The organism is Clostridium sp. C8-1-8 (assembly GCF_009928445.1).
Taxonomy (GTDB): domain Bacteria; phylum Bacillota; class Clostridia; order Clostridiales; family Clostridiaceae; genus Clostridium_AR.
Genome location: NZ_JAABNO010000006.1, coordinates 117,998 through 142,811 on the forward strand (window position 1 = coordinate 117,998; position 24,814 = coordinate 142,811).

General features: G+C 31.2%; 24 protein-coding genes and 1 riboswitch. Of the genes, 7 read left to right on the forward strand and 17 right to left on the reverse strand.

Annotated features, from left to right (window positions below; genetic code table 11):
- Positions 1–47 precede the first annotated feature (47 nt).
- From GXK57_RS08575 to GXK57_RS08615, 9 genes are all read right to left on the reverse strand, one after another.
- The gene (locus tag GXK57_RS08575) at positions 48–1,334 is read right to left on the reverse strand and encodes a glycosyltransferase family 4 protein (RefSeq protein WP_160674422.1); all 1,287 of its coding nucleotides are present in this window, start codon (positions 1,332–1,334) and stop codon (positions 48–50) included.
- A gap of 11 nt (positions 1,335–1,345) precedes the next feature.
- Positions 1,346–2,929, reverse strand: a complete 1,584-nt coding sequence (gene murJ, locus GXK57_RS08580; RefSeq protein WP_160674425.1) for a murein biosynthesis integral membrane protein MurJ — start codon at positions 2,927–2,929, stop codon at positions 1,346–1,348.
- On the reverse strand, positions 2,916–4,136 hold the full coding sequence (locus GXK57_RS08585) for an O-antigen ligase (protein WP_160674428.1): 1,221 nt from the start codon (positions 4,134–4,136) through the stop codon (positions 2,916–2,918). Before GXK57_RS08585 ends, murJ begins: the two co-directional genes overlap by 14 nt.
- 47 nt (positions 4,137–4,183) lie before the next feature.
- Complete coding sequence (locus tag GXK57_RS08590; RefSeq protein ID WP_160674431.1) at positions 4,184–5,053, reverse strand: alpha-1,2-fucosyltransferase; 870 nt, start codon at positions 5,051–5,053, stop codon at positions 4,184–4,186.
- Between the two features lie 41 nt (positions 5,054–5,094).
- On the reverse strand, positions 5,095–6,036 hold the full coding sequence (locus GXK57_RS08595; RefSeq protein WP_160674434.1) for a glycosyltransferase: 942 nt from the start codon (positions 6,034–6,036) through the stop codon (positions 5,095–5,097).
- A gap of 22 nt (positions 6,037–6,058) precedes the next feature.
- On the reverse strand, positions 6,059–6,610 hold the full coding sequence (locus GXK57_RS08600; RefSeq protein WP_160674437.1) for a CatB-related O-acetyltransferase: 552 nt from the start codon (positions 6,608–6,610) through the stop codon (positions 6,059–6,061).
- 74 nt (positions 6,611–6,684) lie between these two features.
- Complete coding sequence (locus tag GXK57_RS08605) at positions 6,685–7,617, reverse strand: hypothetical protein (RefSeq protein ID WP_202127697.1); 933 nt, start codon at positions 7,615–7,617, stop codon at positions 6,685–6,687.
- A 15-nt stretch (positions 7,618–7,632) separates the two neighbouring features.
- Positions 7,633–8,556 carry a GDP-L-fucose synthase gene (locus tag GXK57_RS08610; RefSeq protein WP_160674440.1) on the reverse strand — a complete coding sequence of 308 codons (924 nt, stop codon included), beginning with the start codon at positions 8,554–8,556 and terminating at the stop codon, positions 7,633–7,635.
- A gap of 34 nt (positions 8,557–8,590) precedes the next feature.
- Positions 8,591–9,826, reverse strand: coding sequence for a glycosyltransferase family 4 protein (locus GXK57_RS08615; protein ID WP_160674443.1), 1,236 nt, complete (start codon positions 9,824–9,826; stop codon positions 8,591–8,593).
- Between the two features lie 214 nt (positions 9,827–10,040).
- Here GXK57_RS08615 and GXK57_RS08620 point away from each other — a divergent pair, with 214 nt between their 5' ends.
- The gene (locus GXK57_RS08620; RefSeq protein WP_160674446.1) at positions 10,041–10,703 is read left to right on the forward strand and encodes a Wzz/FepE/Etk N-terminal domain-containing protein; all 663 of its coding nucleotides are present in this window, start codon (positions 10,041–10,043) and stop codon (positions 10,701–10,703) included.
- 13 nt (positions 10,704–10,716) lie between these two features.
- On the forward strand, positions 10,717–11,397 hold the full coding sequence (locus GXK57_RS08625; protein ID WP_160674449.1) for a CpsD/CapB family tyrosine-protein kinase: 681 nt from the start codon (positions 10,717–10,719) through the stop codon (positions 11,395–11,397).
- Between the two features lie 346 nt (positions 11,398–11,743).
- On the opposite strand, the gene gmd is transcribed toward GXK57_RS08625, so the two are convergent.
- The 8 genes from gmd to GXK57_RS08665 form a co-directional block, all read right to left on the reverse strand.
- On the reverse strand, positions 11,744–12,829 hold the full coding sequence (gene gmd, locus GXK57_RS08630) for a GDP-mannose 4,6-dehydratase (RefSeq protein WP_160674452.1): 1,086 nt from the start codon (positions 12,827–12,829) through the stop codon (positions 11,744–11,746).
- Between the two features lie 14 nt (positions 12,830–12,843).
- Positions 12,844–13,893, reverse strand: a complete 1,050-nt coding sequence (locus tag GXK57_RS08635; RefSeq protein WP_160674455.1) for a mannose-1-phosphate guanylyltransferase — start codon at positions 13,891–13,893, stop codon at positions 12,844–12,846.
- Between the two features lie 19 nt (positions 13,894–13,912).
- Positions 13,913–15,220, reverse strand: coding sequence for a UDP-glucose/GDP-mannose dehydrogenase family protein (locus GXK57_RS08640; RefSeq protein WP_160674458.1), 1,308 nt, complete (start codon positions 15,218–15,220; stop codon positions 13,913–13,915).
- Between the two features lie 14 nt (positions 15,221–15,234).
- Positions 15,235–15,927, reverse strand: coding sequence for a sugar transferase (locus tag GXK57_RS08645; protein ID WP_160674461.1), 693 nt, complete (start codon positions 15,925–15,927; stop codon positions 15,235–15,237).
- A gap of 930 nt (positions 15,928–16,857) precedes the next feature.
- Positions 16,858–17,469 carry a response regulator transcription factor gene (locus GXK57_RS08650; RefSeq protein ID WP_160674464.1) on the reverse strand — a complete coding sequence of 204 codons (612 nt, stop codon included), beginning with the start codon at positions 17,467–17,469 and terminating at the stop codon, positions 16,858–16,860.
- A gap of 33 nt (positions 17,470–17,502) precedes the next feature.
- Positions 17,503–17,585: riboswitch (cyclic di-GMP riboswitch) on the reverse strand.
- Between the two features lie 309 nt (positions 17,586–17,894).
- On the reverse strand, positions 17,895–18,308 hold the full coding sequence (locus tag GXK57_RS08655) for a DUF86 domain-containing protein (protein ID WP_160674467.1): 414 nt from the start codon (positions 18,306–18,308) through the stop codon (positions 17,895–17,897).
- Between the two features lie 5 nt (positions 18,309–18,313).
- Positions 18,314–18,730, reverse strand: coding sequence for a nucleotidyltransferase domain-containing protein (locus GXK57_RS08660; protein ID WP_160674470.1), 417 nt, complete (start codon positions 18,728–18,730; stop codon positions 18,314–18,316).
- Between the two features lie 100 nt (positions 18,731–18,830).
- Positions 18,831–19,256 (reverse strand): hypothetical protein, encoded by a 426-nt coding sequence (locus GXK57_RS08665; RefSeq protein WP_160674473.1) that lies wholly within the window; start codon positions 19,254–19,256, stop codon positions 18,831–18,833.
- Between the two features lie 437 nt (positions 19,257–19,693).
- Here GXK57_RS08665 and GXK57_RS08670 point away from each other — a divergent pair, with 437 nt between their 5' ends.
- The 5 genes from GXK57_RS08670 to GXK57_RS26855 all read left to right on the forward strand — a co-directional run bounded on the left by GXK57_RS08670 (position 19,694) and on the right by GXK57_RS26855 (position 24,773).
- The gene (locus tag GXK57_RS08670) at positions 19,694–20,191 is read left to right on the forward strand and encodes a hypothetical protein (RefSeq protein ID WP_160674476.1); all 498 of its coding nucleotides are present in this window, start codon (positions 19,694–19,696) and stop codon (positions 20,189–20,191) included.
- A 249-nt stretch (positions 20,192–20,440) separates the two neighbouring features.
- Positions 20,441–21,202, forward strand: a complete 762-nt coding sequence (locus GXK57_RS08675) for a YdcF family protein (protein WP_128215466.1) — start codon at positions 20,441–20,443, stop codon at positions 21,200–21,202.
- A 309-nt stretch (positions 21,203–21,511) separates the two neighbouring features.
- Entirely contained in the window at positions 21,512–23,041 is a 1,530-nt protein-coding gene (locus GXK57_RS08680; RefSeq protein ID WP_160674479.1) for an IS1182 family transposase, read from the forward strand.
- A gap of 221 nt (positions 23,042–23,262) precedes the next feature.
- A complete protein-coding gene (locus GXK57_RS08685) occupies positions 23,263–24,555 on the forward strand; it encodes a helix-turn-helix transcriptional regulator (RefSeq protein WP_128215468.1) in 1,293 nt (430 codons plus the stop codon).
- Positions 24,556–24,638: 83 nt separating this feature from the next.
- Complete coding sequence (locus GXK57_RS26855) at positions 24,639–24,773, forward strand: hypothetical protein (RefSeq protein WP_279285490.1); 135 nt, start codon at positions 24,639–24,641, stop codon at positions 24,771–24,773.
- Positions 24,774–24,814: the final 41 nt, after the last annotated feature.

Below are 24,814 nucleotides of genomic sequence, written 5' to 3' on the forward strand. Positions count from 1 at the left end.
ACCTCTTGTAAATTAGAGTAATATATTATTTAATTTTACAAATACCTCTAGGCATTTTTTGATTTTAGTTTTTTAATATAATCTCTATATTCTATTATAGAAGGGAGGGATTTGAATATAGGAATACTCTTTATCTTTCTATTAAACTCAAACAACCATTTATGATTATCTACGTAACTACCAACCTTGTACTCTCTAGATGTGTTCTTATTATAAAAAATTTCTTCAAAAAGCTCAATCCACTTTCCCAATACTTTATCTACACCGAAATTATTATATACAAACTCTTTGCAACAGTTACATAAGTCACCATACTCATTTTTCTCCTGCTTTAATAGTTTAATTATCTGTGCAGCTAATTGTTTTTTGTTGCTACATAGATTCTTTTCCTTCATATTATATATAGTATCTATATGACCGTTTTTTCCTTTTGAAACCACAGGAATACCTAACGCCTGAAACTCAATTGCTCCTATACCAAAAGTTTCAGTTCTAGCTGAAGGATTAACTACTCCAACCTTAGCCTTTGACATTATGTCCAACTTTTCAGTACCACTTAGTACACCAAAAAACTTTATATTATCTGATATATTATCGTCTCCATCGGTTAAATAATTGATAAACTGTTTTTCATAAGAACTACTAGCTATATTGTATTTACCTAACTGGCTGTCTCTATCATATAGTTTACCTGAGCCTATAACATATAACTTTGCATCAGGTACACTCTTCACTATATCTGGCCAAACCTCTGCTAATATGTGAAATCCTTTTTCTGGAATAATAGAACCTATATAGCAAACTATATTATCTTTCTTATTATTTCCTTTTATAGCTTTGTAGACATCGAAATCAAGAAAGTTATATATATAGGTAGCTTTATCAAATATCTTATGATCTCTTAGCATTGCTAATTGTTCTTTACCTACACATACATACTTTTTTAAGTAACTGCAATTTTTCATAAGCTCTAACTGCTTGGAGTCCCCGAAGTTATGTCCCCATGCTACTGAATTTAATCTATTGGCATCAATCAATTCATATACACTAGCATCGGTTATGCTTCTAAAAACAAAAATATCTATTGAATGTGAGCTTGCAAGCATAATTGCGTCCTTCAAATCTTTAGCCTCATAATTTTTTGTAAGACTATATAAATTCTCAATTCTATTGGCATATATATATACCTCTAATTCTTCCCTAGCCTTTTGCAAATAATATGCTAACTGCCAAATCATAAATTGAGTACCACCTATTCCAGGGTTACCATTCTTAGGATTTGATAGATCTACATCTCTTAATCCATTGTTATCTAAGTAAAAACCAATCTTCATATAACTTCTCCTTACTGAGACTTCACAAACTTTAATCTATATCTCCTTACCTTCTTTAATGCTTCATCTTTTATAATAGTAAACTCTTGTACATTAGTTAAATTAACAAATATCACATATACACTTACTCCAACTACAAATGATATTCCTAAAGAAATAATCAATTCTTTAATATTATTGTAAAATCTATTCAGTAATAATTTATTAATTAACCAAACTGAAAATCCCATTGCAATAGAAGAAAAGGCTATTTTTGAAAAAGGCTTAAATATACTACCTATACCAAATTTAATATGTTTATTTACCGATATTATGAGCAATATAGTTATAGTAACTCCAGATATTGTATTAGCTAAAGCCAACCCATATATACCTAGATAATTCGCTAATAATAAGTTTAATGCTATATTTATAACTACTCCAATAATACTATTAATTATTGGTACTAAGGTATTATGAATGGAATAAAAAGTCTTATTAACGATATCCCTTACCCCATAAGCAATTACCCCTGGCGCATAGAACAGTAAAACACTTGCTGTAAGCAAAGTAGCTTTGCTATTGAACATACCTCTTTTAAATACTAGTGTTATTAATGGTACCCTAAGCAGCATCATACCTAATATTGTCGGAATAATTATGAGATTCATGAGATTTATAGCTTTTATTACTGTCTTCTTTAGCTGCTCTCTATTATTTTGAGCAGAATAAAGTGATAATTGTGCATATATAACTGTAGTTATAGCAGAGCCTATAATCGTGTAAACATACATACTTAACTTGTCTGCATAGTTTAAGGTAGCTATGGTGCCCTCACCTATGTTTGATGCTAGCATTCTTGTAATAATAAAATTAATTTGCGCTACTGAAGTACCAACAAAAATAGGGATAACCTTTTTAAATATCTTTCTCAATTCCTCATCCTTAAAATCAACTATAAACTTATACCTGTATCTAACCTTACGCATTGGAGGAAATGTTATCAACATCTGAACAAGACATCCAACTACCTGTGCTACTATTAACCCAGTAGATCCAAATTGCCTTCCTCCAGTTACTAAGTATAGTATAACTATAACATTTGATGAAATATTAATAACTGAAGAGATTAACAGTTTCTTATGGACAAACAAAACACTTACAAAAACATTCTGTACTCCAATGAAGATAAGAGAAATGAACATAATTCTTGTGGCTTCTATTGCACTACTTAATTGTGCCGCATTACAGTTTTTAACAAAGCCAGGGCCGAATATACCAACCACTTGTTTACTGAATATAATACATATAACCATTACAGGTATAATTATTAATAAAACTATATTTAGAACGTTATTTACCAAGTTATTAATGCCCTCATCATCATCTTTTTGCAAGATAGCTGCAAGTGTTGGTATAAAGGCTATACTTAAGGCTCCTCCAATATTACTAAATATCATATTTATCAATCCGTTAGTGAAAACATAAATGTCACTGGAAAAAGTTATTCCAAATACTGATGCAATTATACTTTCTCTTACAAACCCAAGTAAAGAGTTCATTATAGTAAGTATACTGATCATCACTGCGATTCTTGCATTATTATTGCGCTCCATTTAATATCCCCTTTCCAATACTCCTATCTATAATTGAACCTCCTCTTGCTTTATAGCTCTCCTTAATTATAAAAACAACTATCATCATCCAATACAAATTGTTAGTATTCAAAAATGAAGTTTCAGTAATATTATTGAATATGAAAAAGTAAAAATAAATAACCATAAAGCACTTTTCGTATTCACCAATACCAATTGTTCTATTACTATATAAGAAGTTTACTACCATTAAGATCATAATCCCTGAACCTATAAGACCAATCTCAGCAGCTGTATTAATAAATCCGTCATGGGCATGGGTAATATTATTATCTATTTCCTTTATATAAACATATTGTGATTCATCAGCCTTAGTTGGCCAAAAAGCTTTATATCCATATCCAAGTAAGGGCTGTTTTTTTATTTGATTTATGGCATATTTCCATATATAAGTTCTTCCTGTAAAAGTAAGATCCTTATTCATATAACCCATGCTGTCACTTAAGATTGAACTGCCAGCTGTTAGTCCAATAACTATTAATAATGTTGGAATACCTGTTACTAATAGTATATTAATTCGTTTCCTATATTTTAGCAGAAGTAATAATAGAATCATTATGGCTAATATTACATAAGAAGTTCCGCTTTTTGAAAAATACAGCGCTACTAGACATACTATAAAGTTTAAGATGCTAGCTTTTTTATTGAATATATAGTAAAAGATAGAAATAATACAGCCTAGTGACATGCTTCTTCCTAAAAAGTTCTTATGTGAATATACTCCTTCAAAGTTAGTTAAGTACATGTTATTACCAGCTGCTAGGCTAGGATGGAATATTATAAGATATACGCTCAATATAGCTCCAAGGAATATTACGTAAAATACTAACTTAATTAAATCAACTGTAGAATATCTCATATATATGTATATACAATATATAATATTAAGTAATAATATAAAGTCATACTTTAGCGTTATACTTCTATACTGAGTCCATATCAACGATAAAAAGCATATTAAACATAACCCTACCAAAGTAATATCTATATTTACTTTAGGCCTTTTCTTGTACAAAGAATATAAAATTAAAAAGAAGCAAAATAAATACCATGCAATTAACAAAAAATTTATAGCACCCTTAATTCCATGATCTGAGAAAAATCTTTCAAAGGCTCCAGATAAAATAAAAAGAACTATAAAATTTATATACATCTCTATCTTTTTCATATAAAACTCCTATAACTCTTAGATAATAAGGCTTATTCTAAAATTATCTATACTACTTCTACCCTAGTCCAGCTTTTTGGTACAATATCGCTAGTATCTATATCTCTATCACCAAACCAAATAGATGGAGCAATAACTACTTTATCGGTATTACTATTTAACCATGCCCCCCACCAACTAAAGGAACTGTTAGCAATAATATTATGTTTACATAAACTCATCAACTGCATATCTAAATAAGAATCCTTACCTTTGTTCCAATCTACAATTATATAATTATCAAGATTCATATTTTCCTTACACCATACAGGGTCATTGGTAAATATATAAAAGAATGGGTTATCAACTTTATCCTTTATATAATTCACAGCGTTCTGATAATATTTTAAAGAACATACCGAGCCAAAGGTTTTATAATATCTTGGCGTAAAGTAATCACCTCTTCTTACATGTATCGCTACAGAATTAGAATTAATAATATCCTCAACCAGCTTACTATTCTTCTCAGATAAAGCTTGTTTAAAACTAAAAATTTGTCTTATCTCAGCCTCCATACCAGAAAAAAACTTTTCACTTTGCCAGTATCCATCAAGAAGAACTTCATCTAGCTTAAAATAAGACTCATCATATTTGAAATTTTGCTGTAAATAATGAGATTTTCTTCTACCAATGACTTTTCTTCTTATCTTTGCAGTAAGCTTATTGCTGTCATCTGAAAATCTTTTAACTTCACTTATATCACAAAACTCCTCGTTAATATTGAACACCCTATTCAGTTCATAACCATTGTGATCTGAAACCATATCATACAATGATACATCCAACTTCACGTTATTATTAATAGTTTTTAGCTTTTTGTAAAAAGCATATTGAAACATTTGGTTTCCTAAGCCTGACTTAATTCTTAGTATTATCATATAAATTCAACCTCTAAACTCTTTTAATGTTATAACTTATATTACTCGCATATATTATTTAATCCCGAATCATACCTTATTGTAAAAGCTCCCAAAACTCTTCCTGCACCCCTTGCAATTATCCTAGTAGCCATAACCACTCTTTCATATCCTCTAAAAATTGATACTATCAACTTAAATAGGCCATAGAGTATGTTGTAAATTCCTTTAATAATAATAGCAAGGTTGTATATTGCTCCCTTATTTAGGCTTTTTAGGTATAGCACATTAGCTTTTCCACCTTTAAAAGCTCTTGAGTTCAGCCATTTAACTGTTGCTCTTTCCTTAGGAACGAATTCTTTAACTATTGCTGTTTCACACCATTTAAACAAGCATTTCTTGCTTTTGCTCATATCATCAAAAAACTTTGGGTCTTCTCCACCTATAAGGTTAAAGTTATTATCAAAAGAAATATCCTTTATATATTGCATATTTATTATTGCATTGCTTGTTCTATAATCAGAGAAACTAATTTCTTCATTAGTATCTTCCTTATATTTTCTAAAAAAGCCACCGTTCTTTACCCAATTAGGAATGTCCTCACCATATATAGGCTCAACTGGTCCAAATACAACAGCTGCTTCATTTTTAATAATTGACTTCACTAATTCATTTAGCCAATTTTCACTTGGTATTTCATCATCATCTATAAAGGCTATGAAATCAAACCCTAATGACTTTGCAACGTTTATGCATTTATTTCTTACACGTGCATAGCCTTTTTTTTCTTCTACATCATAAAGTACTTTTCCAGTTTCACTATACTTATCAAATATATACCTTGAAGATTGTGTTTTATCATTATCGATTATTATTATGCTATAATCAGTGTCAAGACTCTCTTCTATTTTCTGCTTCAATAATAGATTAATTAGATTTTCTAAATACTGTTGTCTATTTAATGTTGGTATAGTTATGCAAACTCTTCTATTAATTATCTCCACATCCTATCCTACAAATTATATGTTATCTAACCGTTGCCTCAGTTAGATTTATAAAATTACTTACATAATCATCTATATTTTTATTCCACCATTGTTCATCACTTAAAAGTCTAACTATTTCCTCTTTAAATCTGTATTTTATCACCTTTGCAGGTACCCCGACAGCTATAGCATAGTCAGGGATATCTTTAGTTACAACTGCTCCAGCACCTATAATTGCCCCATTACCTACCTTAACTCCATCTAGAATAATTACTCCAGTTCCTATCCATACATCATTACCAATCTCAACATGCTTAAACTCTTCAGTATAGTTGTAAGAATTAAAGCATACCCCAATAGGATTCTTATTTGAGTAAAATACCGGAGAAGTTGACAATTGTGTTGTAGGATGAGAACCAAATCCTATCTTAACAAAGGGGGCTATAGAGCAAAACTTTCCTATATTGCAATTATTTATTGTGCAATTATTAGCTATATAACTATATTCACTAATACTTGAATTTCTAAATACAGTCATCCTTTTTATGGCAACATTCTTATCCAATTTAGAATTTATAACTAAGCTAAACAAAGATATTCTTCTATTTTTTATTTTATTGTTTATAAAATTATACTTAAATAAACTCTTTATTAACCTAATTATTTTCATATATTTCTTAACTCAATTCCTTTTTTAGATTCAAGAATTATACCAGTCAGCATATATAAAACTGTCTTTATTTGCTCAGTCCTCTTATGCCCCATAAAAAACCTTCTAAATTCTCTAATAGTAAACAGCTTATAAGACAAATCCTTGGTAAATCTTAATGAATTATTCCCCGTATTGTCCTTATATTTTTGATTAAATCTATCAAATCTCACTCTATGCGCTCCGCTTCCATCAAATCCGCTGTTCTCTATATAGCTCTTGTAGCTCCATACACATCTGCCTGAGTTTTGAAATATATAAAAATACCATCTGATTAGCCATGAATCTACCTGTCCATTCAATTGTTTATTTAAAAATTCTGAAAAACCTTCTCCAGCATAATTAAACTTCTTAACTAAATTTTTATCAGATAATAAAGCTTTATATTGGTCATATTGAGTGAAGTCACACTTTTCCCAATACTTTTTCCAAGTTCCCCATCCCCATGAACAAGGATATGGAGTAAAATACACATCACAGTCTTCTCTATTCTTAATAGGTAAGCCAAAGCCTGAAATATGCATAACATCATCTATATCTTCATAGTAGTCAAAAGCCTTCTCCATAAAATCAATAAATCCATCCTTGGGAACACAGTCTTCTTCAACTACTATTACTCTATCATAACCAGAATTAAATACCTTGGTTATTCCATTTATTACTGAGTTTGCAAGCCCCATATTCTTCTCTTTGTAATCCGCCTTTACATCACACCAATCTATAGCCTTTATCAGCTCCCTAGTCTTCATCACATCTTCTAGATCTTCATCTTTCTTGGCTCCATCAGCAAATACATATAGTTCCTTAACGCCATTTTTCTTCAATCCTTCTAGTACCTTCTCAGTGTGATCTGGTCTTTTATATACAAATAATATTACTGCATTTTGCAACTAACTCACCTCTAATTAAATATTTAAGAAGCTTTCATAAGCCTTCTTTATTCCTTCACTTAAACCAACACTATGCTTCCATCCCAAATCATGAAGCTTATTTACATCGCATAGCTTTCTAGGTGTACCATCAGGCATTGAAGCATTGAATACTATATTTCCTTCATATCCAACTACCTCTTTAACTATTTGTGCAAGTTCACCGATACTTAGTTCTTCACCAGTACCAATGTTTACATGTTGGAGGCCATCATAGTTTTCCATTAAAAATACACATCCGTCAGCCATGTCATCAACATATAAAAATTCTCTCAGTGGTTTTCCTGTGCCCCACACTTCTACCTTAGGGTTGTTATTTACTTTAGCTTCATGGAATTTTCTTATGAGTGCTGGTAGCACATGAGAATTGTTTAAATCAAAATTATCATTAGGTCCATAAAGATTTGTAGGCATACAGCTTATAAAGTTATCTCCGTATTGCTTCTTATAAAACTTGCACATTTCAAGTCCTGCTATCTTAGCAACCGCATAAGCTTCATTAGTTTCTTCAAGTGACCCTGTTAAAAGGTATTCCTCTTTTATTGGTTGAGGTGCCATCTTTGGGTATATACATGTACTACCTAAAAAAAGAAGTTTTTTGATTTTGTAGTCATGTGCAGCTTTTATGATATTGCTTTCAATCATTAGATTTTCATATATAAAGTCAGCCGGATAAGTGTTGTTTGCATTTATCCCGCCTACCTTAGCTGCTGCTAAAAATACATACTCTGGTTTTTCTGTTTCAAAAAAGCTTCTCACTTCTGCTTGATTGGTTAAATCAAGATCCTGATGAGTTTTGTATATTAGATTGTTATAACCTTTTTTTAATAAGTTTCTTACTATTGCAGATCCGACTAATCCTCTGTGTCCTGCTACGTATATCTTGCTATCTTTATTCACTATAAATCTCCTCCCATTTTTAAATATATTTATATTAAACTTGTAAAATTTTCTCTCTATATCTTGCAATTGACTGTTCCTTCTTTAGATTTTCCTCTAAGAATCTTCTTCCTAGCTTACCAGTCAATCTTATATCTATGTTGCCTTTAATAATATCTTGTAAAGCATTATATATACCCTCGTAATCCCCTGGATCTAAGCATACACCACAACTAGACTCCTCAATTATTCTTCTAGCCTCAGAGCCGTCTTCTAGTACACCCAGTACACTCTTTCCCGCTGCCATGACACCATATAACTTACTAGGGACCGAAACTCCTTTTATTCCTTTTGCATTTATAACCCAATGAACGTCTGCAGCATTTAAAGAATAATTTAAATCAGCCTTATCTTGGTAAGGGATAAATATAACATTGTTTAATTGATGCTCATCAGCATAAATTGCAAGCTTGTCTTTAATAGACCCGTCCCCTACAAAAGCAAAGATCAATTGATTATTTTCCTTAAACCTATCAGCTATTTTAATTATATTTTCTAAGTCATAATAAAGCCCTAAGTTGCCAGAATACATAATCACAAGTTTATCCATAAGATTATATTTTTTCTTAAAATCTAATACCTTATGGTTCGATTCATCTAATGGATAAATTTCATTTTCATCTATCCAGTTATTTATTATAGCTACATCCTTAACCTTTTTTTTATTTAATCTTCTCAATAAGGTTTCCTCCATATCTCTTCCAACAAGAATGATTTGTGAGGCACTTTTACAGCTAATACAATCAACCTTCTTAGCAAGATTTAATACAAACTTGTTTTTTGAATAACCTACAGCTTCAGTCTGCTCAGGATTAAAATCCTGAATGTTATATATAAGCTTTGCTCTTTTTAGCTTACTTCCAATAACCCCTAGAACTCCTCCAAGTATCGGTGGTTGAGATATAGTAAATACATAATCCTGCTTATCCAATTTCGTGGTAGCTAGGATTGAGTTAAAAAAGTACGCCATTATATTTTTTATTCTGCTTATTTTATTTCCCTTATGAAACTCAGGAACTCTTACCCTTATTACTGATATTCCTTTATAGGTTTCATTAAAAAATCTTTTCTTTTTGTAGCGAGCTTCAATCTTTCCTCCATAACTTGGAACAACACATATAACAGTGATTTCAAATTCACTACTTAAGCCTTCTGTTAGCTCAGTTAGTATTTGTGCTGTTGAAGCTACATCAGGATAGTAATAATGAGCGTATATTAGTAGCTTCTTCATACTGACCTCCTTGCTTCATATTAGCATGATATTTTACCATTATTTTCCTGCATTGCTTAAATTTTATAAAACTTTTGCTTTATTGTCAATATTTTACATTAGTATTATTTTATGTAAAATTAGTAATTTTATTGTTTACACTTTAAATAATATATATTATTATTAAATTACATATTTTTACAATAAAGTTTATAGTTTAAGAGGTGTTTTATTTATGGAACTAAAAGAATTTCTATCTATCATCAAAAAGAAATTGTGGCTTTTGATATTAGTAACATTACTAACAACAGGAGTTACTTATGGGGCAACAAAACTTTTCTTTCAGCCACAATACAAGGCCTCTACCTTGTTAATAATCGGCGATGATAACCTACTGTCAACTTCAAAACCTAGTGCTAATAACTTGACAGTATATCAGGAAATGGCTGAAACCTACGCTCAGTTTGCCTCTACTAGAAAAGTAGCTACAGATGTTATTAAATCTCTTAGTTTAAAAATGTCAGCTAGTGAACTTCAATCAATGATAGATGCATCAACATCTAAAGACTCTAGGTTCTTGACAATAACTGTAACTTCATCAGATAAGACTCTTGTAGCACCGATAGCAAATCAAGTTGTTACTTCCTTAAAAAGTGTTACAAAAGATTTAGTGCAACCAGATACTTTAAATGTTATAGATGAAGCTCAAGATCCTAAAATTCCATTTTCTCCAAACACAAAACTAAACGTAATCGCTGGCTTTTTTATAGGAATAATACTATCAATAGGGATAATATTCTTATTAGAATATATTGATAGTACAGTGAAAGATGAGGACGAACTGTCAGAACTACTTGATGCACCAGTATTAGGAACAATTCCACGCTCTACTAAATAGGAGGTATAGATTCATGTCATTAAAATCTAAAAATAAAACTTTAAAAATTAGACAGTTAGATAGTGAAGCTTTTACTACTCTCAGAACCACCATACAGTATTCTTACTTAACTAACTCAATGAAATCATTGGTTGTTACTTCATCTAACTCAGGAGAAGGTAAAAGTACAGTAGCCTGCAACCTTGCTACTTCCTTCTCTCAAAGTAATAAAAAGGTATTACTACTAGATTGTGATTTTAGAAACCCAACCATTCATAAACAATTCAACCTACGGAATAACATTGGTTTGTCAGATATATTATTAGGAAAATATAAGTTTCAAGACTGCTTACAATCATGTGATATAGATAATCTTTATATAATAACCTGTGGAAGCATTCCTAACAATCCAGCTGAGCTGCTTTCTGGTATAAATATGTTACAATTCATAACTGAGCTAAAGGAAGACTTTGATCTAATAATTTTGGATACGCCACCTATTCTAGGCTTTGCAGACGCACAGATTCTTTCTGCAATTAATGATGGGACCATAATAGTATCTAAGTATGGCAAAACTAATAAAAAATCTATAATAAAATCTAAAGAAATAGTTAGCAAGGTTAATGGAAAGATTATAGGTTCTATAATTAACGACATACCTAGAAAAGCTTCTTATATATCCTCAAAAACTTCAGACAAAATCAAAACATTTTAATTTAACTAGGCTGAGTTAACGCTTTATTGTCTTAACTCAGCCTTTATTTTATGTATTTATTAAAGCTAATAACATATTTATATCCTTGCAAGCCATTATTCCTAGCACATTTCAATACTAAACCTCTATTCATGTCTCCCTTAGATTTTACTTGAATACTTTCAAAACATACCTTCTATCATATTATGTTGATCATATATCTACAAGTAGCCATTAGTCTTAAATCTTTAGTCTGTAATTTTGAAAATTATATATCCTTCTAATAACTTATATGAAAATAAGCCTTATACTTATTAGTGTTTATATAAACTATTAAGTATAAGGCTTTTATACTATGACAATTATGCTATTTTGCTGCTGCAACCTCTCTCTCAGCAAGGTAGTCCTCTATGCTCTTACCTGCTATTTCCTGCATATCTCCATCTACCATCATTCTTACAAGCTCTCTAAAGGAAACATTTCTCTTCCAGCCAAGCTCACTCTCAGCCTTTCTAGCATCTCCCCATAGAAGCTCAACCTCTGCTGGTCTAAAATATCTAGGATTAACATCAACAAGTACCTTGCCTGTAGCCTTGTCTATTCCTCTTTCATCAACACCGGTACCTGTCCATTCTATATCTATACCTACTTCCTTAAAGGAAAGCTCTACAAACTCTCTTACTGTATGTGTTTCGTTGGTAGCTATAACATAATCTTGAGGCTTTTCTTGTTGAAGCATAAGCCACATAGCTCTTACATAGTCTCCTGCAAAGCCCCAGTCTCTTTTAGAATCAAGGTTTCCTAAAGATAGCTTTTCTTGTTTTCCAGCCATTATAGATGCAACTGCTCTTGTTATCTTTCTAGTTACAAAAGTCTCTCCTCTTCTTGGAGACTCATGGTTGAAGAGCACTCCATTACAAGCATAAAGATTATATGACTCTCTGTAATTAACAGTTATCCAGTAAGAATAAAGCTTAGCTACTCCATAAGGACTCTTAGGATAGAATGGTGTTTTTTCACTTTGAGGAGCAGTATGAGGAAGTCCTCCGAAAAGTTCTGAAGTAGAAGCCTGATAAAACCTACAGTTAATTCCTGTCTCTCTTATAGCATCTAGTAGCCTTATAGTTCCTACGCCTGTAGCTTCAGCAGTGTACTCTGGAACTTCAAAGGATACTGCTACGTGAGACTGTGCTGCTAAGTTATAAATTTCATTTGGCTTAATCTTTTCTATAAGTCTATTTAAATTACTTGAATCTGTAAGATCTCCATAATGAAGAAAAAGCTTCTTTCCACCTATCTCGGGATTTTCATATAAATGATCTATCCTTCCTGTATTTATAGTGCTATGTCTTCTTATTATTCCATGTACTTCATAGCCCTTTTCTAGTAATAATTCTGTTAAATAAGATCCATCCTGTCCTGTAATTCCTGTAATTAATGCTCTTTTTACCATATCAATAAATCCCCCTACCCTATCTTTTCTTTCAATACTTTTATTTCATTCATTTTTTCTTTTTTAGTTACAACTATTAATTCATCAGTTTCAATGTAGAAAAGATCTTCAAGTCCATAAAAAACTATTGGCTTTTTATGTCCTATACCGATGTTATTAGTCGAATCAACTATTCTTATATTTTCATCACAAATATTGTGATTTTTATCTTTTTCTCTATATCTCTCTAAGGAATTCCAACTCCCCACATCATCCCATCCAAAGGTGCATGGGATAACCTTTATGGAATCACACTTTTCAAGTATTCCATAGTCTATGGATGTTGCCTCTGTTTTACTGTAGTTCTCACTGACATACCCACTTATTAAATCTTCACTAACATGTTTTAAACCTCTAAGTGCTTCATAAGTAGATTCCATATGTTCCTTAATAAGCTCTAATATTAATTTTGTTTTCCAAAGGAACATACCTCCATTCCAAAGATAGTTTCCAGCTTTTAAATACTGTTCTGCCTTCTCTTGGTTTGGTTTTTCAACAAAAGCATCTACCCCTACTACCTCATTGTCATTGACTCTTGTTACTTCCTCCGAAACTCTTATATATCCATACCCTGTTTCAGCCCTATCAGGAGTCATACCTAAGGTTAAAATCTCATCATTGTGATAATTTAGATACAAATTACCGTCACTGATAACCTCTAAAAACTTCTTCTCATCCTTTATCAACTGATCTGATGGTAGCACTACCATAGTAGAATCCTTATAGTAGCGTTCTATTATAAAGGAAGAAAGAGCTATACATGGAGCTGTATTTCTTCCTTCTGGCTCTACTATTATGTTTCTTTCAAGTATCTCTGGAAGCTGCTCTTTTACCAAAGGCACATATCTTTCTCCAGTGCATATAAAAATTCTCTCTAAAGGAATAAGTGGTTTTATCCTATTTACTGTCATCTGAATCATTGTTTCATCACCTAACAGGTTCAAAAACTGCTTAGGCTTATCTTCGGTAGAAAGTGGCCAAAAGCGTGTTCCTTTTCCACCAGCCATAATAAGTGCACATAGCATAGCGTTTTCCTCCATATTATTAAGCAATTATATCTTTTCTTCCTACAGAATAATATTCAACCCCTGCATCTAAAGCCTCATCTAAGTCATAACAATTTCTTCCGTCATATATAACAGGTCTATTCATAAGTTCCTTATATCTTTTAAGATTAACTTTCTTTATCTCATCCCACTCAGTGAATACAAATGCCACATCAGCATCCCTAATAGCATCCTCTGGTGATGATACATACACTATATCCTTAGGATATATTCTTTTAAAATTGTCAACTCCTACAGGATCATAAGCTCTAACCTCGGCACCTTCTTCAATTAATCTTCTTACATTAGGTATTGAAGGAGATTCTCTCAAATCATCTGTACCAGGCTTAAAGGTCAGTCCAAGTACAGCAACTTTTAATCCTTTAAGAGAGTCAAATCTTTGTATTGCTTTTCTAATCATTCTAAACTTCTGATTTTCATTTACTTCTATTGAAGCCTTAACAGTCTTCAGTTCATATCCGTGATCTGCAGCAAGCCAGTGAAGGGCCTTTGTATCCTTTGGAAAGCATGAACCTCCATAGCCTATACCAGCCTTTAAGAACTTATTGCCTATTCTATCGTCATAAGACATACCAGTTGCAACATCCTCAATATTGGCACCAACAACCTCACAGAGATTTGCAATCTCATTTATGAAGGATATCTTTAATGCCAAGAAATCATTAGATGCATATTTAATCATCTCTGCACTTCTTCTATTGGTTACAACTAAGGGCTGATTGAATCTCTCATATACTTCTCTAAGAATCCCCTCAGCCTCCTTAGATTCTACCCCTATAACTATCCTCTTAGCCTTTAAAGTATCTTTAACTGCAGTTCCCTGGGATAAAAATTCTGGATTGGAAGCTACTTCAACCTTTATTTTTTTCTTCAAATTTTCTAATATATATTCTTCTATCTTGTCATTGGTTCCTATTGGAACTGTTGATTTTACAACCACCAAGCAGTTCTTCTCTAGACTTTCAGCTATCTGCTTTGCAACACCATAAACATACTGTAGATTAGCAGAGCCATCTTCTCTCTCAGGAGTGCCAACACCTATGAATATAACATCTGCATCCTTGTATGCATTCTTGTAATCAGTTGTAAAGTCCAGTCTACCTGCCTGAAAGTTTGATTTTAGAAGTTCGTCTAAACCAGGCTCATATATAGGTGATATACCTTTCTTCATCTTTTCAACCTTATTCTCATCTATGTCCACACAGGTCACCTTGTGACCCACATGTGATAAGCAAGCTCCTGTTACTAAACCTACATATCCTGTTCCAGCAACTACTATTTTCATAACTTCATTCCTCCTCATCTTGCATTATCATCACCAAATAAAACTCTTATAGTCTTAAAAATAAGTTTTATATCAATCCAAAGATTTCTTTCTCTCACATATTTAATATCAAGTCTCATCCAGTCCTCAAAATCAATATTATTTCTACCAGATACCTGCCAGTAGCATGTAAGTCCTGGCTTAACAACTAATCTCTCAAGCATCCAGCCTTCAAAATATTTGACTTCTTTAGGAAGACTAGGTCTTGGACCTACTAGACTCATCTCTCCTTTAAATATATTTAATAGTTGAGGAAGTTCATCTATGCTTGTTCTTCTGATAAAGCGTCCAACTTTAGTTATTCTAGGATCATCTTTCATCTTAAACATTGGACCGCTCATCTCGTTCTTCTCTTTTAACTTTTCCTTTAGTTCCTCTGCATTAGTAACCATTGATCTAAACTTATACATTTCAAATTCACGACCATCTTGTCCAACTCTCTTTTGTTTAAAAAGTATCGGTCCTTTGCTTTCAAATTTTATGAACAAGGACACAACAATTAGTATGGGGCTAGTTATTATAAGACCAAAAATAGCTCCTAGTAAATCAATAACTCTCTTTAATATAAGATAAAGAGTTCTCGATTTATCCTTTGTAGTTTCAGTAAAAATTTCTTCATAACTTGCTGCTTCTGAAGCTTCAGACGTAAGTAGAGATTTTTCTTCCATACAAACACTCCCCGAAAGTTCAATAATTTTAAAATCTATTAAGTTTTTATAATCAATCCATAAAGCAGTTAATAAATAGGCTCTTTGCAAGTTACTAAATAAAAAAATTCATTGTTTTAAAATAAAAATGATACTAATATTCCTAATGGTCTTTAAATATAGCAATTGAATAAAGGTTTTATCTATATATTTTTCGCTTTATGAATTTTTTATTGTGGTTAATGCCATATGAAAATTTTATTCCACTTTTTGGAAATTTTCTTCCACAAAAAGTATACTTTATTTCGGCTTAAAGTAGTAAAAGGTATGGTACTTTAGTACCATACACCTTCCTTGAACCCAGCAATTTCAATACATTACGTTTTTTTTCATATTACTTCAGTAAAAAATATTTAGCATTTTCTTAACAGTAATCGTTATATATTTATATTTTGTTAAATAAACTATTTTAGGTATACTTACCAATAACCAAATGTGTTTCATTTCTTAACAAAGATATTATTAACTTTTAATCTACTCACTAAAAAAACGTTTAAGTGCCATTCTTAAGTGAACTTATTTCGGATATTCCTTTTATGAACATATGTTAAAAATTTTTGGCAAGTGACATAATTTTATTTTTTACTGTTTACCCTAAACATCTACTCCAAAGCCTTGATATTGCTAGATTAAGCCAAAAATATAATTGCCTATATATACAGTAAAAAAGAACCACTAAAGCTAATTCCTCCAGTAGTTCTTTTCTCTTCATTAATTTACGCAGTCTTTAAAACTAATTATCTTACTTTTTTATGTATACCTTAAAAGCTATCTCAGAAGCTTAAATTTGCTTGCTTTAGATAACCAAAATTTCTATATTTCTATGCATAGTAATAAGGTAGATTTCTCTACCTCCATTATCCATAATGTATTGCAATAATAATGCTTACCTTACCTTTCATACTCATTATACAAAAAGCAAATTACTTCAGCTCTATTCCGAAACCCTAACTTATTCAATATATTAGAAACATATTTCTTTACAGTACTCTCAGAAATAAAAAGCTTAGAAGCTATTTGGGCATTACTTAAGCCCTTGCCAACTGCATCAATAACTTCTTTCTCCCTATCAGAAAGTTCTAAAAGCTTGTCCTCTTTATTATTATTTATAGTCTTAACTACTTGAGAATCGTAATATTTTCTGTCTCTTAATACACTGTTTAAAGCAAAAATTACATCCTCAGCCAAAGCATCCTTCATAACATATCCACTAACGCCCAATTCCTCACATTTATTAAAATCATTTTTAGTTATAGCAGCAGTGAATACTAGGAACTTTGCTTCTCTTAATATATCCTTTGCTTTAAACATAAGATCAATCCCACTCTCATAGTATAAGTCTATATCAAGTATAATAACCTGTGGCTTTTCCTTCTTTATTATATTTAAGGACTCATCAACACTTGATGACTCGTGTATAATATAATCTGGATAATAACTTGAAATTATAGCTCTTAGCCCACTTCTAATCATAGGCTGCTTATCAACTAGAAGCAGTTTCATCTTCATGTCCCCCCTTGAATAAATACATATATGCTGCGATGGAGTGGTTTCACTACTAGCTCCCCATACTCAAAGTGACCAAATAAAGAGTATAGATCTACGCTTCCATAGATTAGACACATAAATTTGCATAACAATATTTTACAACTACTTCCATAATATGTAAAATACTTTTTTCTTTTATATTTTTATATTTTCAAACAAATAAAAACATTTTATTACATATAACATTGCAAAAAACATAAAAAGAAGTGATATATCCTAAAACTTATTAGGTTTATATCACTTCTATTATTAATATATTGATCTATGCGAACTTATAATAAGTGTTGCTATTTATAATAAAGACTAAATTTATGCTCTTTGTTCCTTGTAATTTAATATATTTTATCTTTATTAATAAATAGGTATATCTATTATAGTAATTATATATATTCTGAAATTATCTTCATAAAGCTTTCTATATCTTTTAGATGATTTATTATTATATCATAGACCATCTCTCTATCTAGGCTTACATAGTCATGTACTAAAATATTTCTAAAGCCAGCCATGTTGGATAAATTACTGCTTAGGATTTTATCTATAATATTATTATCGCATAGTATTTGAAATATCTCTCTATTGCTCTCAGGTCTTCTAAATCTCATGTCAGCTATAACATGATTAGATATATCTAACACACATTCTATGGATAAATGCAGAAACCTTTCACTAGCTCCATAAATAAAAGGGTCTCTTAAATATTCTTCCTTCGAATGTTTTTTTATATTCTTTAAAAAATCTATATACTCTTTAAGTTTATTTAGTCTAGTGATAACTATTTCTCTCTTTACCAATACACCTATACCTCCATATTCCTAATGTCTTCAAGTAATTGATCATCATAGTATTTAATAAAATATTTATAATCAAAATATTCTCTTATTGATAAAGATTCAAAAGAAATTCTTTCTTCATGATCTTTTATGACAATGCCATCTTTTATTATCTCATATTTTAATACTGGAGCATCTATATTTAGAAACACTACATCGCATTCTCTTTTAAATATTGATTTACCTATCTCTATCAGGTTTCCTCTTAATAAAGTATCTTCAAGCTTGCCTAAGCTATTTTTAGGCATTATTGCTATATCAACATCACTGTTTTTATTATTTTCTTTTCTTGCATAAGAACCAAAAAGGTACGCAAACTTTATATCGCAAAGCTTTTCTGCTTCTATTATAAATTTATCAAGCATAACTTCTATATCATTCATAAAATTACTCCTAGATATAACTAAATTGAAGAATTTAATTATAATAATTCTTTAATTTAATTATATCATATACCTTCTTTACTATTACAATCATAACTTCTTAATTATATTCTAAATGTATCTTGTTCTGAAAACCTTCTCCTTGGAGAATCACGAAGGTCTTAGGTACATATATAAATACTAACTTTTCATTTCCCTTTACTTCACTTGTTTCTCCTACAAACCATTTATCTACAGGGCCATGTTTAGATACATCTGTATCTATGTCATTATCTGCATAAGGAAAGTAATTCGTAGCAGACTTATCTACCCAAAAGAACACACGAAAATGAGGCAGGTGATCATTACCAATTATATAATCATAGGATGGCTCTCCCCTCTTTTCATTTAATATCCCTCCATTAATAGCTACATCTAAAGCCTCATTAGATGCTGTGTTCGCTTTAACATTTACGAAAGTATATAAGCATAAAGTGTTAAGTATTAATACGCTTATAAGAAAAGCCATCTTTTTATTTCTTGTCATTAGGGACACACCTTTCTAAATCAGAAATTCCATACAAGAAGTATTGACTAAATCAATTTTAAATATTCCAAGTGGGACACGGGGACGGAGCTTCTGTCCCACTTCATGGCAAGCCTTATATTAGGGCATGGAAGTAGAACCTCTTTGTAAACTATATTTATATGTAATGCACATATAATAGTTGTTTATCAACCTAAAATTTCTCTTAACCCCGCATGTCTCCAATAAATTCTTAACTTCTTTACTTTTTATAAAGCTTTATTGTTTAGAATTAAAGAAGTTAACTTCTTAAATTCTTAAATTCTAATATTCTTTAAAATTTTACTTTTTAACTTCTTAAAAACTTAACAATTTAAAAAGCTAAAAATTACATTGAAATACATATATCCTATATGAAAAGGTTATACATATTACTTTTATTTAACGGAGGTAGACACATGGCAAGAAAAAAGACTTTGCCTTCAACTTTTATATCCCAAGATGATCTTGGTTATGAAGAAGATGATGAAATAACAGGATTGTGTGAAGTAACTAATGATGATCCAAATCAAATTGTGATTTCAAACTTCGATTTCAGTAATTCTTCCAATGCCGATCTACAAGCACAAGATACAAGCTCTATATCTAAGAAAACTATAGATAATTCTATAAATAAATCCAATGGTAATATTTCTTCAGTACAACTATCAGATACATCAAGCACAGACAATAGAACTACCAAGTCTGTTCCTAATGGAATAACTCCTCCCATAGATGGTGAATTCTTTACCATAAAAAGAACTTATACCTTAAGAAAATCTACAATTAAAATGTTAAATCACATAAAGGCTTTAGATGATGATATAAATGTATATATGAATACCTTAGTGGATGCTGCTATTAGACATTATTATAAGCATATTACAGGGGAGAGCGGTTCTGCACCACATCACTAATATGTATTGCTTGGGAAGTTATATGTTGCCCATAGCATAAATCACAATTAGTTAACTTATTATAGATTATATGTTGTATTTAATTTATAGGTACAATTTATCAAAACTTAGTTTATAAATATTCGATAATATCTTCATATGAGGATTATCAGGCATGTACAAATTAATAGTTGAAGTTGTTTACCTATAGGTAGTAACATAGTTATAATAAAATTACTATATACTTATTTATGAAAGAAAGGACTAACTATGCTATATATTATAAAATTTATTACAAACCTACTACTTCCACCTAGTTGTTTCATTATTCTTTTAATAGTATCAGCTATAATCCAGTATAGAGGAAAAAAGAAAGTATCAAAACTTACAATATTAGTTTCAGTACTTATATATATAAGTTCCATCCAGCTTACATCAAATTTATTACTGCATCCACTGGAGTATAAATTCTTACTACCTAATAAAATAGATGGAGATGTGATAGTTATGCTAGGTGGTGGTGCTACCCTTGACACTCCTGACTTTAGCGGAAAAGCAAACCTTTCTGGACATGCAGCTAATCGCTTACTGACTGCTGCTCGTATATACAATAAGACAAAACTTCCTATAATAGTGTCCGGTGGTAAGGTATTTGAAAATACAGGAACAGAAGCTGAGATAGCTAAACGTCAGCTTTTAGACCTTGGAGTGGCTGAAAAAGATATAATTGTGGAAAATAAGAGCCTCAATACAACAGAAAATGCGTTATATACAAAAAAGCTAATGGAAGAAAATAACCTATCAAGACCAATACTCATAACATCAGCCTTCCATATGGAACGGTCAATGATGAATTTTGATAACGCCCATGTGAAAAACCTTGTGGCTTACCCTTGTGATTATTCTACTAATACTAGATTAAGTTTAAGCATTAATACTTTTGTTCCTAATTATGATAGTATAAATGCTGTTGGAACTGCATTAAAGGAGTATCTTGGCATATTCCAACTTTGGATTAAGAAAATATTTTAACCTTTAGTAAAAAGCACTAAAGTAGACTTCTTTAGTGTTTTTTCGCATCTAGATTTTCTCAACGTATGTGAAAAAATCCTGGTAGTCGACTAAAGTTTCTTTTTTTACTGTTTACACTAAGTAGCTGAAGCAACCTTCTTTTCTTTACTTTGGGACATAAGCTCCGTCCGAAACCACTGAAAAACATATTATAAATATTTGAAAATATGTAAATTAAATCAGAAAAAGGTAGAATAAAATAGAAAAACCCCCCTTAAAATGGTATAATGGAATTGCGACAACCATAACCAAAAAGGGGGTTTCAACCATATGTTAAGAAATCAATCAAAACAATACAGTCTATATTCTATATTATACCACAAGATTCCTGATAATCATATATTGAAACTAATTGATCAAGCTGTGGATTTTAGTTTTGTTAATAAACTTCTTGAAAGTTCTTATTGCAAATATTATGGCCGTCCCGCAAAGGAACCGGAAATGATGATAAGATTGTTGATTTTACAATATTTATATAATCTATCGGATAAAAAAATAATAGAAGAAACTTCTTTAAATCTTGCATCCATGTGGTTTGTTGGCTTAAACCCAGAAGAGGAACTTCCGCATCCAAGTCTTCTTGCTAAATTTAGAGTCCATAGACTACAAGAAGTTACAATGGATGAGATCATAAAAGAAGTTGTAAGACAATGCGTTGAAAAAGGAATTATAAAAGGACATAGTATAAGCATTGATTCTACTCATACACATGCTAATACAGGTAAGTTAGTTCCTGAGAGAGTATTAAAGCACTTAGCTAAAAAAATCCTAAAGAACCTGGAAGAAGAAAAAGGGGCAATACCTGAGGATATTGATGCAAACATTCCTGATTATAAAGCAATCGATGATCACAAAGTAGCCAAAGAAACAATGAAAGCATACTTGGAAGATCTTATGGAGAAAGCAGAAAATCATATAGAAAATCCTGATACTTCTGCTACCGCAGCGGTTATTAATAATGCTCGTGAAATCATATTCGATGAGAAATTTATTCAACAAAAAAGAGTACGTTCATTAGTAGACCAAGATGCAAGAGTGGGAAACAAAAGTAAAACTGATAGTTTTTTTGGATACAAGACAGAATTTATAATGACTACAGGTTCAGAACGTATAATCACTGCGGTAGCAGTACATGATGGAACTTATGTTGACGGAACAGGTTTTAAAGAATTATACGAGCTAACGAAAGAAGCAGGGATTGAAGCAGAAGAAGTTTATGGTGATAAAGCATACTTTAGAAAACCCATTTTAGACTTAATTAAAGAAGATCAAGCAGAAGCTTATATACCTGTTAGTGAATCTGTATATCGTATCGATGAGAGTAAATTTAATTATAATAAAGACTCCGACCAATGGTATTGTAAACATGGAAACAATACAGTAAAAAAGAAAGCAAAAATCAATAAAAGTGGTAAAAAAAGTTTTAGATATACTTTTGACAAAGAAATATGTAAAGATTGTCCACACCGTTCTGAATGTATTAATGGTAAAATGTCCGCAAGAACTTTAGAAGTTGGAGTAAATGCACACGAGTACTACGAGTATAGTCAACGTGCAAAGACTCAAGAGTCTTTAGAAAAATATAAAAACCGTTCCTGTCAAGAGTGGAAAAATGGTGAGATGAAGAGATTTCATGGGTTAGACCGTGCCAAAGGGTATGGTCTAAGAAGCATGGGCATGCAAGCCCGGTTAACGGCATTAGCGGTAAATTTAAAGAGGATAGCCAAGCTGGTATCCTCTTTTTTATTAGATATACTGAAATTTTTGACAAATAAAGGATGTTTAATCTATCTTTATTGAATAAGCCATTTTTTATTGTCTAAAAGATGCTACTTTTTCAGTGGTTTCGCTCCGTCCCCCTGTCCCTCACAACTAACAAAACAACCAATTTTTCTTCAAATAATTAGCAATTTAACATTTTTTCTCTTTTTACGAGCATTTGGTGTAATATTAATGTATAATTTCTAATATATGTATCTAATAGCTTTGGTTATAAGTTAATGTACAAGGGGGGAATTGATTTGGAATTTCTAAATCCAAACGAGAAAATTAGACTAATGAGGAAAAAGTTTCGAGTAAACCAGTCAGAGCTTGAAAACACAAATATGACAAGAGCTTTCATCAGCATGATGGAAAGCGGAAAAAGAAACGTAAGTAAATCCAGTTCTAAGCTTTTAGCAGAAAGATTTAACGAAATAGCTAAAAGGATAAGTGTCAATCTAGACTTAGATGCAGAGTATTTTTCTAGAACTCCAGAGGAGGATGCTAGATACTACTGCGAGAACGAACTTAGAAGTAACGATGGGCTTTCTCTTAAAAAGCTGTACGAGCTTATTGAAATAGAAAAAAGGTTTAATCTAAGAGATTTATTAGCTGAGTGTTATAAAATTGCTGGGGTAATGTACAATAAGGAGAAGGATTACACCAATGCTTTTATAGAACTAAATAATGCTTTAGGGCTTTATAAAGAGTTAAAGGATGAACAGAGTCAAATCACTATTTACCTAGAACTAGGTAGTTGTAAGTATATGAAAAGTAGCTACGAAGATGCAAGTCTTTATTATAAAAATGCTACAACTTATGCCTTAGCGCATAAGGATTACAGAGCTTTTTCAAGATCAAGCAGATCACTAGCCTTATGCTATGCTCGTATGGGAAAATATGATGAGTGTCTATCGATAATAGATAATGAAATATTAAATAGTTCTATAACTCCTGAGGACGACATATTAATAGCTGCAAAATCAGATAAAGCTAATGTCTTATCACTAATTGGTAAAAGCGATGAAGCTGCCAAACAATGCTTTGAATTAATTGAGTTAATAAAAGATAAGTCCCCAAGCAAGTACAGCTCTATGCTTTCATCACTGTACGCTAATATAGGTGAATATTATTACCATAATAAGGATTACGAAAAAAGCTTACAGTACGTAAGCCAAGCTCAAAGCTTAAGGCTGAAATATAATAAAGAAAAACTTTCGATACCATTAACATTAAAAGCAAAGGTATTATATGCTCAAGGGTTGCTTGAAGAAAGCTTGATGCTATTCGATTTAGCTACTGAAATGGCAGAGCAATACAATAGACTAGATCTATTATTAGAGGCCTATAAGGAATTAGCAGATGTCCTATCAGAAAATAAATTATTTGATAAATTAAAACTAAGCATGGAAAAATTGTTAGAAACCTTAGAAACATGTGACACAAAAGAAGGAAAACGTTTCGCACTTTATAAGCTAGTTGAAGCTGCTAATGAAAAAGGCGATCAAACTCTCTGTAATAATTACCTAAAACAATTAAAGGAATTTATATAGAAATTATATTTTCACTTATATAGTGAAATATTGATATAAATGTAATATAATAGTAACATAAATAGTTTGGAGGGATGTTAGTTATGAGAAAGAAATTATCAACTATTATGCTTAGTGTTCTAGTTCTGGGAATTTTAGCTATTCCCGTCAACAATATTACACCTACCAATGGTGGACATATATTCCACACACTGATTGACTGGGTAGACCCAATATAGTAAACATAAAATTAAAGGGGCTGTCGCATTAGCGGTTAAAA

What these genes read in the sequence shown, in the direction of transcription:
- GXK57_RS08575 (WP_160674422.1), bottom strand. Translation starts at nt 1,334, where the DNA reads ATGAAGATTGGTTTTTACTTAGATAACAATGGATTAAGAGATGTAGAT.
- murJ (WP_160674425.1), bottom strand. Translation starts at nt 2,929, where the DNA reads ATGGAGCGCAATAATAATGCAAGAATCGCAGTGATGATCAGTATACTT.
- GXK57_RS08585 (WP_160674428.1), bottom strand. Translation starts at nt 4,136, where the DNA reads ATGAAAAAGATAGAGATGTATATAAATTTTATAGTTCTTTTTATTTTA.
- GXK57_RS08590 (WP_160674431.1), bottom strand. Translation starts at nt 5,053, where the DNA reads ATGATAATACTAAGAATTAAGTCAGGCTTAGGAAACCAAATGTTTCAA.
- GXK57_RS08615 (WP_160674443.1), bottom strand. Translation starts at nt 9,826, where the DNA reads ATGAAGAAGCTACTAATATACGCTCATTATTACTATCCTGATGTAGCT.
- GXK57_RS08620 (WP_160674446.1), top strand. Translation starts at nt 10,041, where the DNA reads ATGGAACTAAAAGAATTTCTATCTATCATCAAAAAGAAATTGTGGCTT.
- GXK57_RS08625 (WP_160674449.1), top strand. Translation starts at nt 10,717, where the DNA reads ATGTCATTAAAATCTAAAAATAAAACTTTAAAAATTAGACAGTTAGAT.
- gmd (WP_160674452.1), bottom strand. Translation starts at nt 12,829, where the DNA reads ATGGTAAAAAGAGCATTAATTACAGGAATTACAGGACAGGATGGATCT.
- GXK57_RS08635 (WP_160674455.1), bottom strand. Translation starts at nt 13,893, where the DNA reads ATGCTATGTGCACTTATTATGGCTGGTGGAAAAGGAACACGCTTTTGG.
- GXK57_RS08640 (WP_160674458.1), bottom strand. Translation starts at nt 15,220, where the DNA reads ATGAAAATAGTAGTTGCTGGAACAGGATATGTAGGTTTAGTAACAGGA.
- GXK57_RS08645 (WP_160674461.1), bottom strand. Translation starts at nt 15,927, where the DNA reads ATGGAAGAAAAATCTCTACTTACGTCTGAAGCTTCAGAAGCAGCAAGT.
- GXK57_RS08650 (WP_160674464.1), bottom strand. Translation starts at nt 17,469, where the DNA reads ATGAAACTGCTTCTAGTTGATAAGCAGCCTATGATTAGAAGTGGGCTA.
- GXK57_RS08660 (WP_160674470.1), bottom strand. Translation starts at nt 18,730, where the DNA reads ATGAATGATATAGAAGTTATGCTTGATAAATTTATAATAGAAGCAGAA.
- GXK57_RS08665 (WP_160674473.1), bottom strand. Translation starts at nt 19,256, where the DNA reads ATGACAAGAAATAAAAAGATGGCTTTTCTTATAAGCGTATTAATACTT.
- GXK57_RS08670 (WP_160674476.1), top strand. Translation starts at nt 19,694, where the DNA reads ATGGCAAGAAAAAAGACTTTGCCTTCAACTTTTATATCCCAAGATGAT.
- GXK57_RS08675 (WP_128215466.1), top strand. Translation starts at nt 20,441, where the DNA reads ATGCTATATATTATAAAATTTATTACAAACCTACTACTTCCACCTAGT.
- GXK57_RS08680 (WP_160674479.1), top strand. Translation starts at nt 21,512, where the DNA reads ATGTTAAGAAATCAATCAAAACAATACAGTCTATATTCTATATTATAC.
- GXK57_RS26855 (WP_279285490.1), top strand. Translation starts at nt 24,639, where the DNA reads ATGAGAAAGAAATTATCAACTATTATGCTTAGTGTTCTAGTTCTGGGA.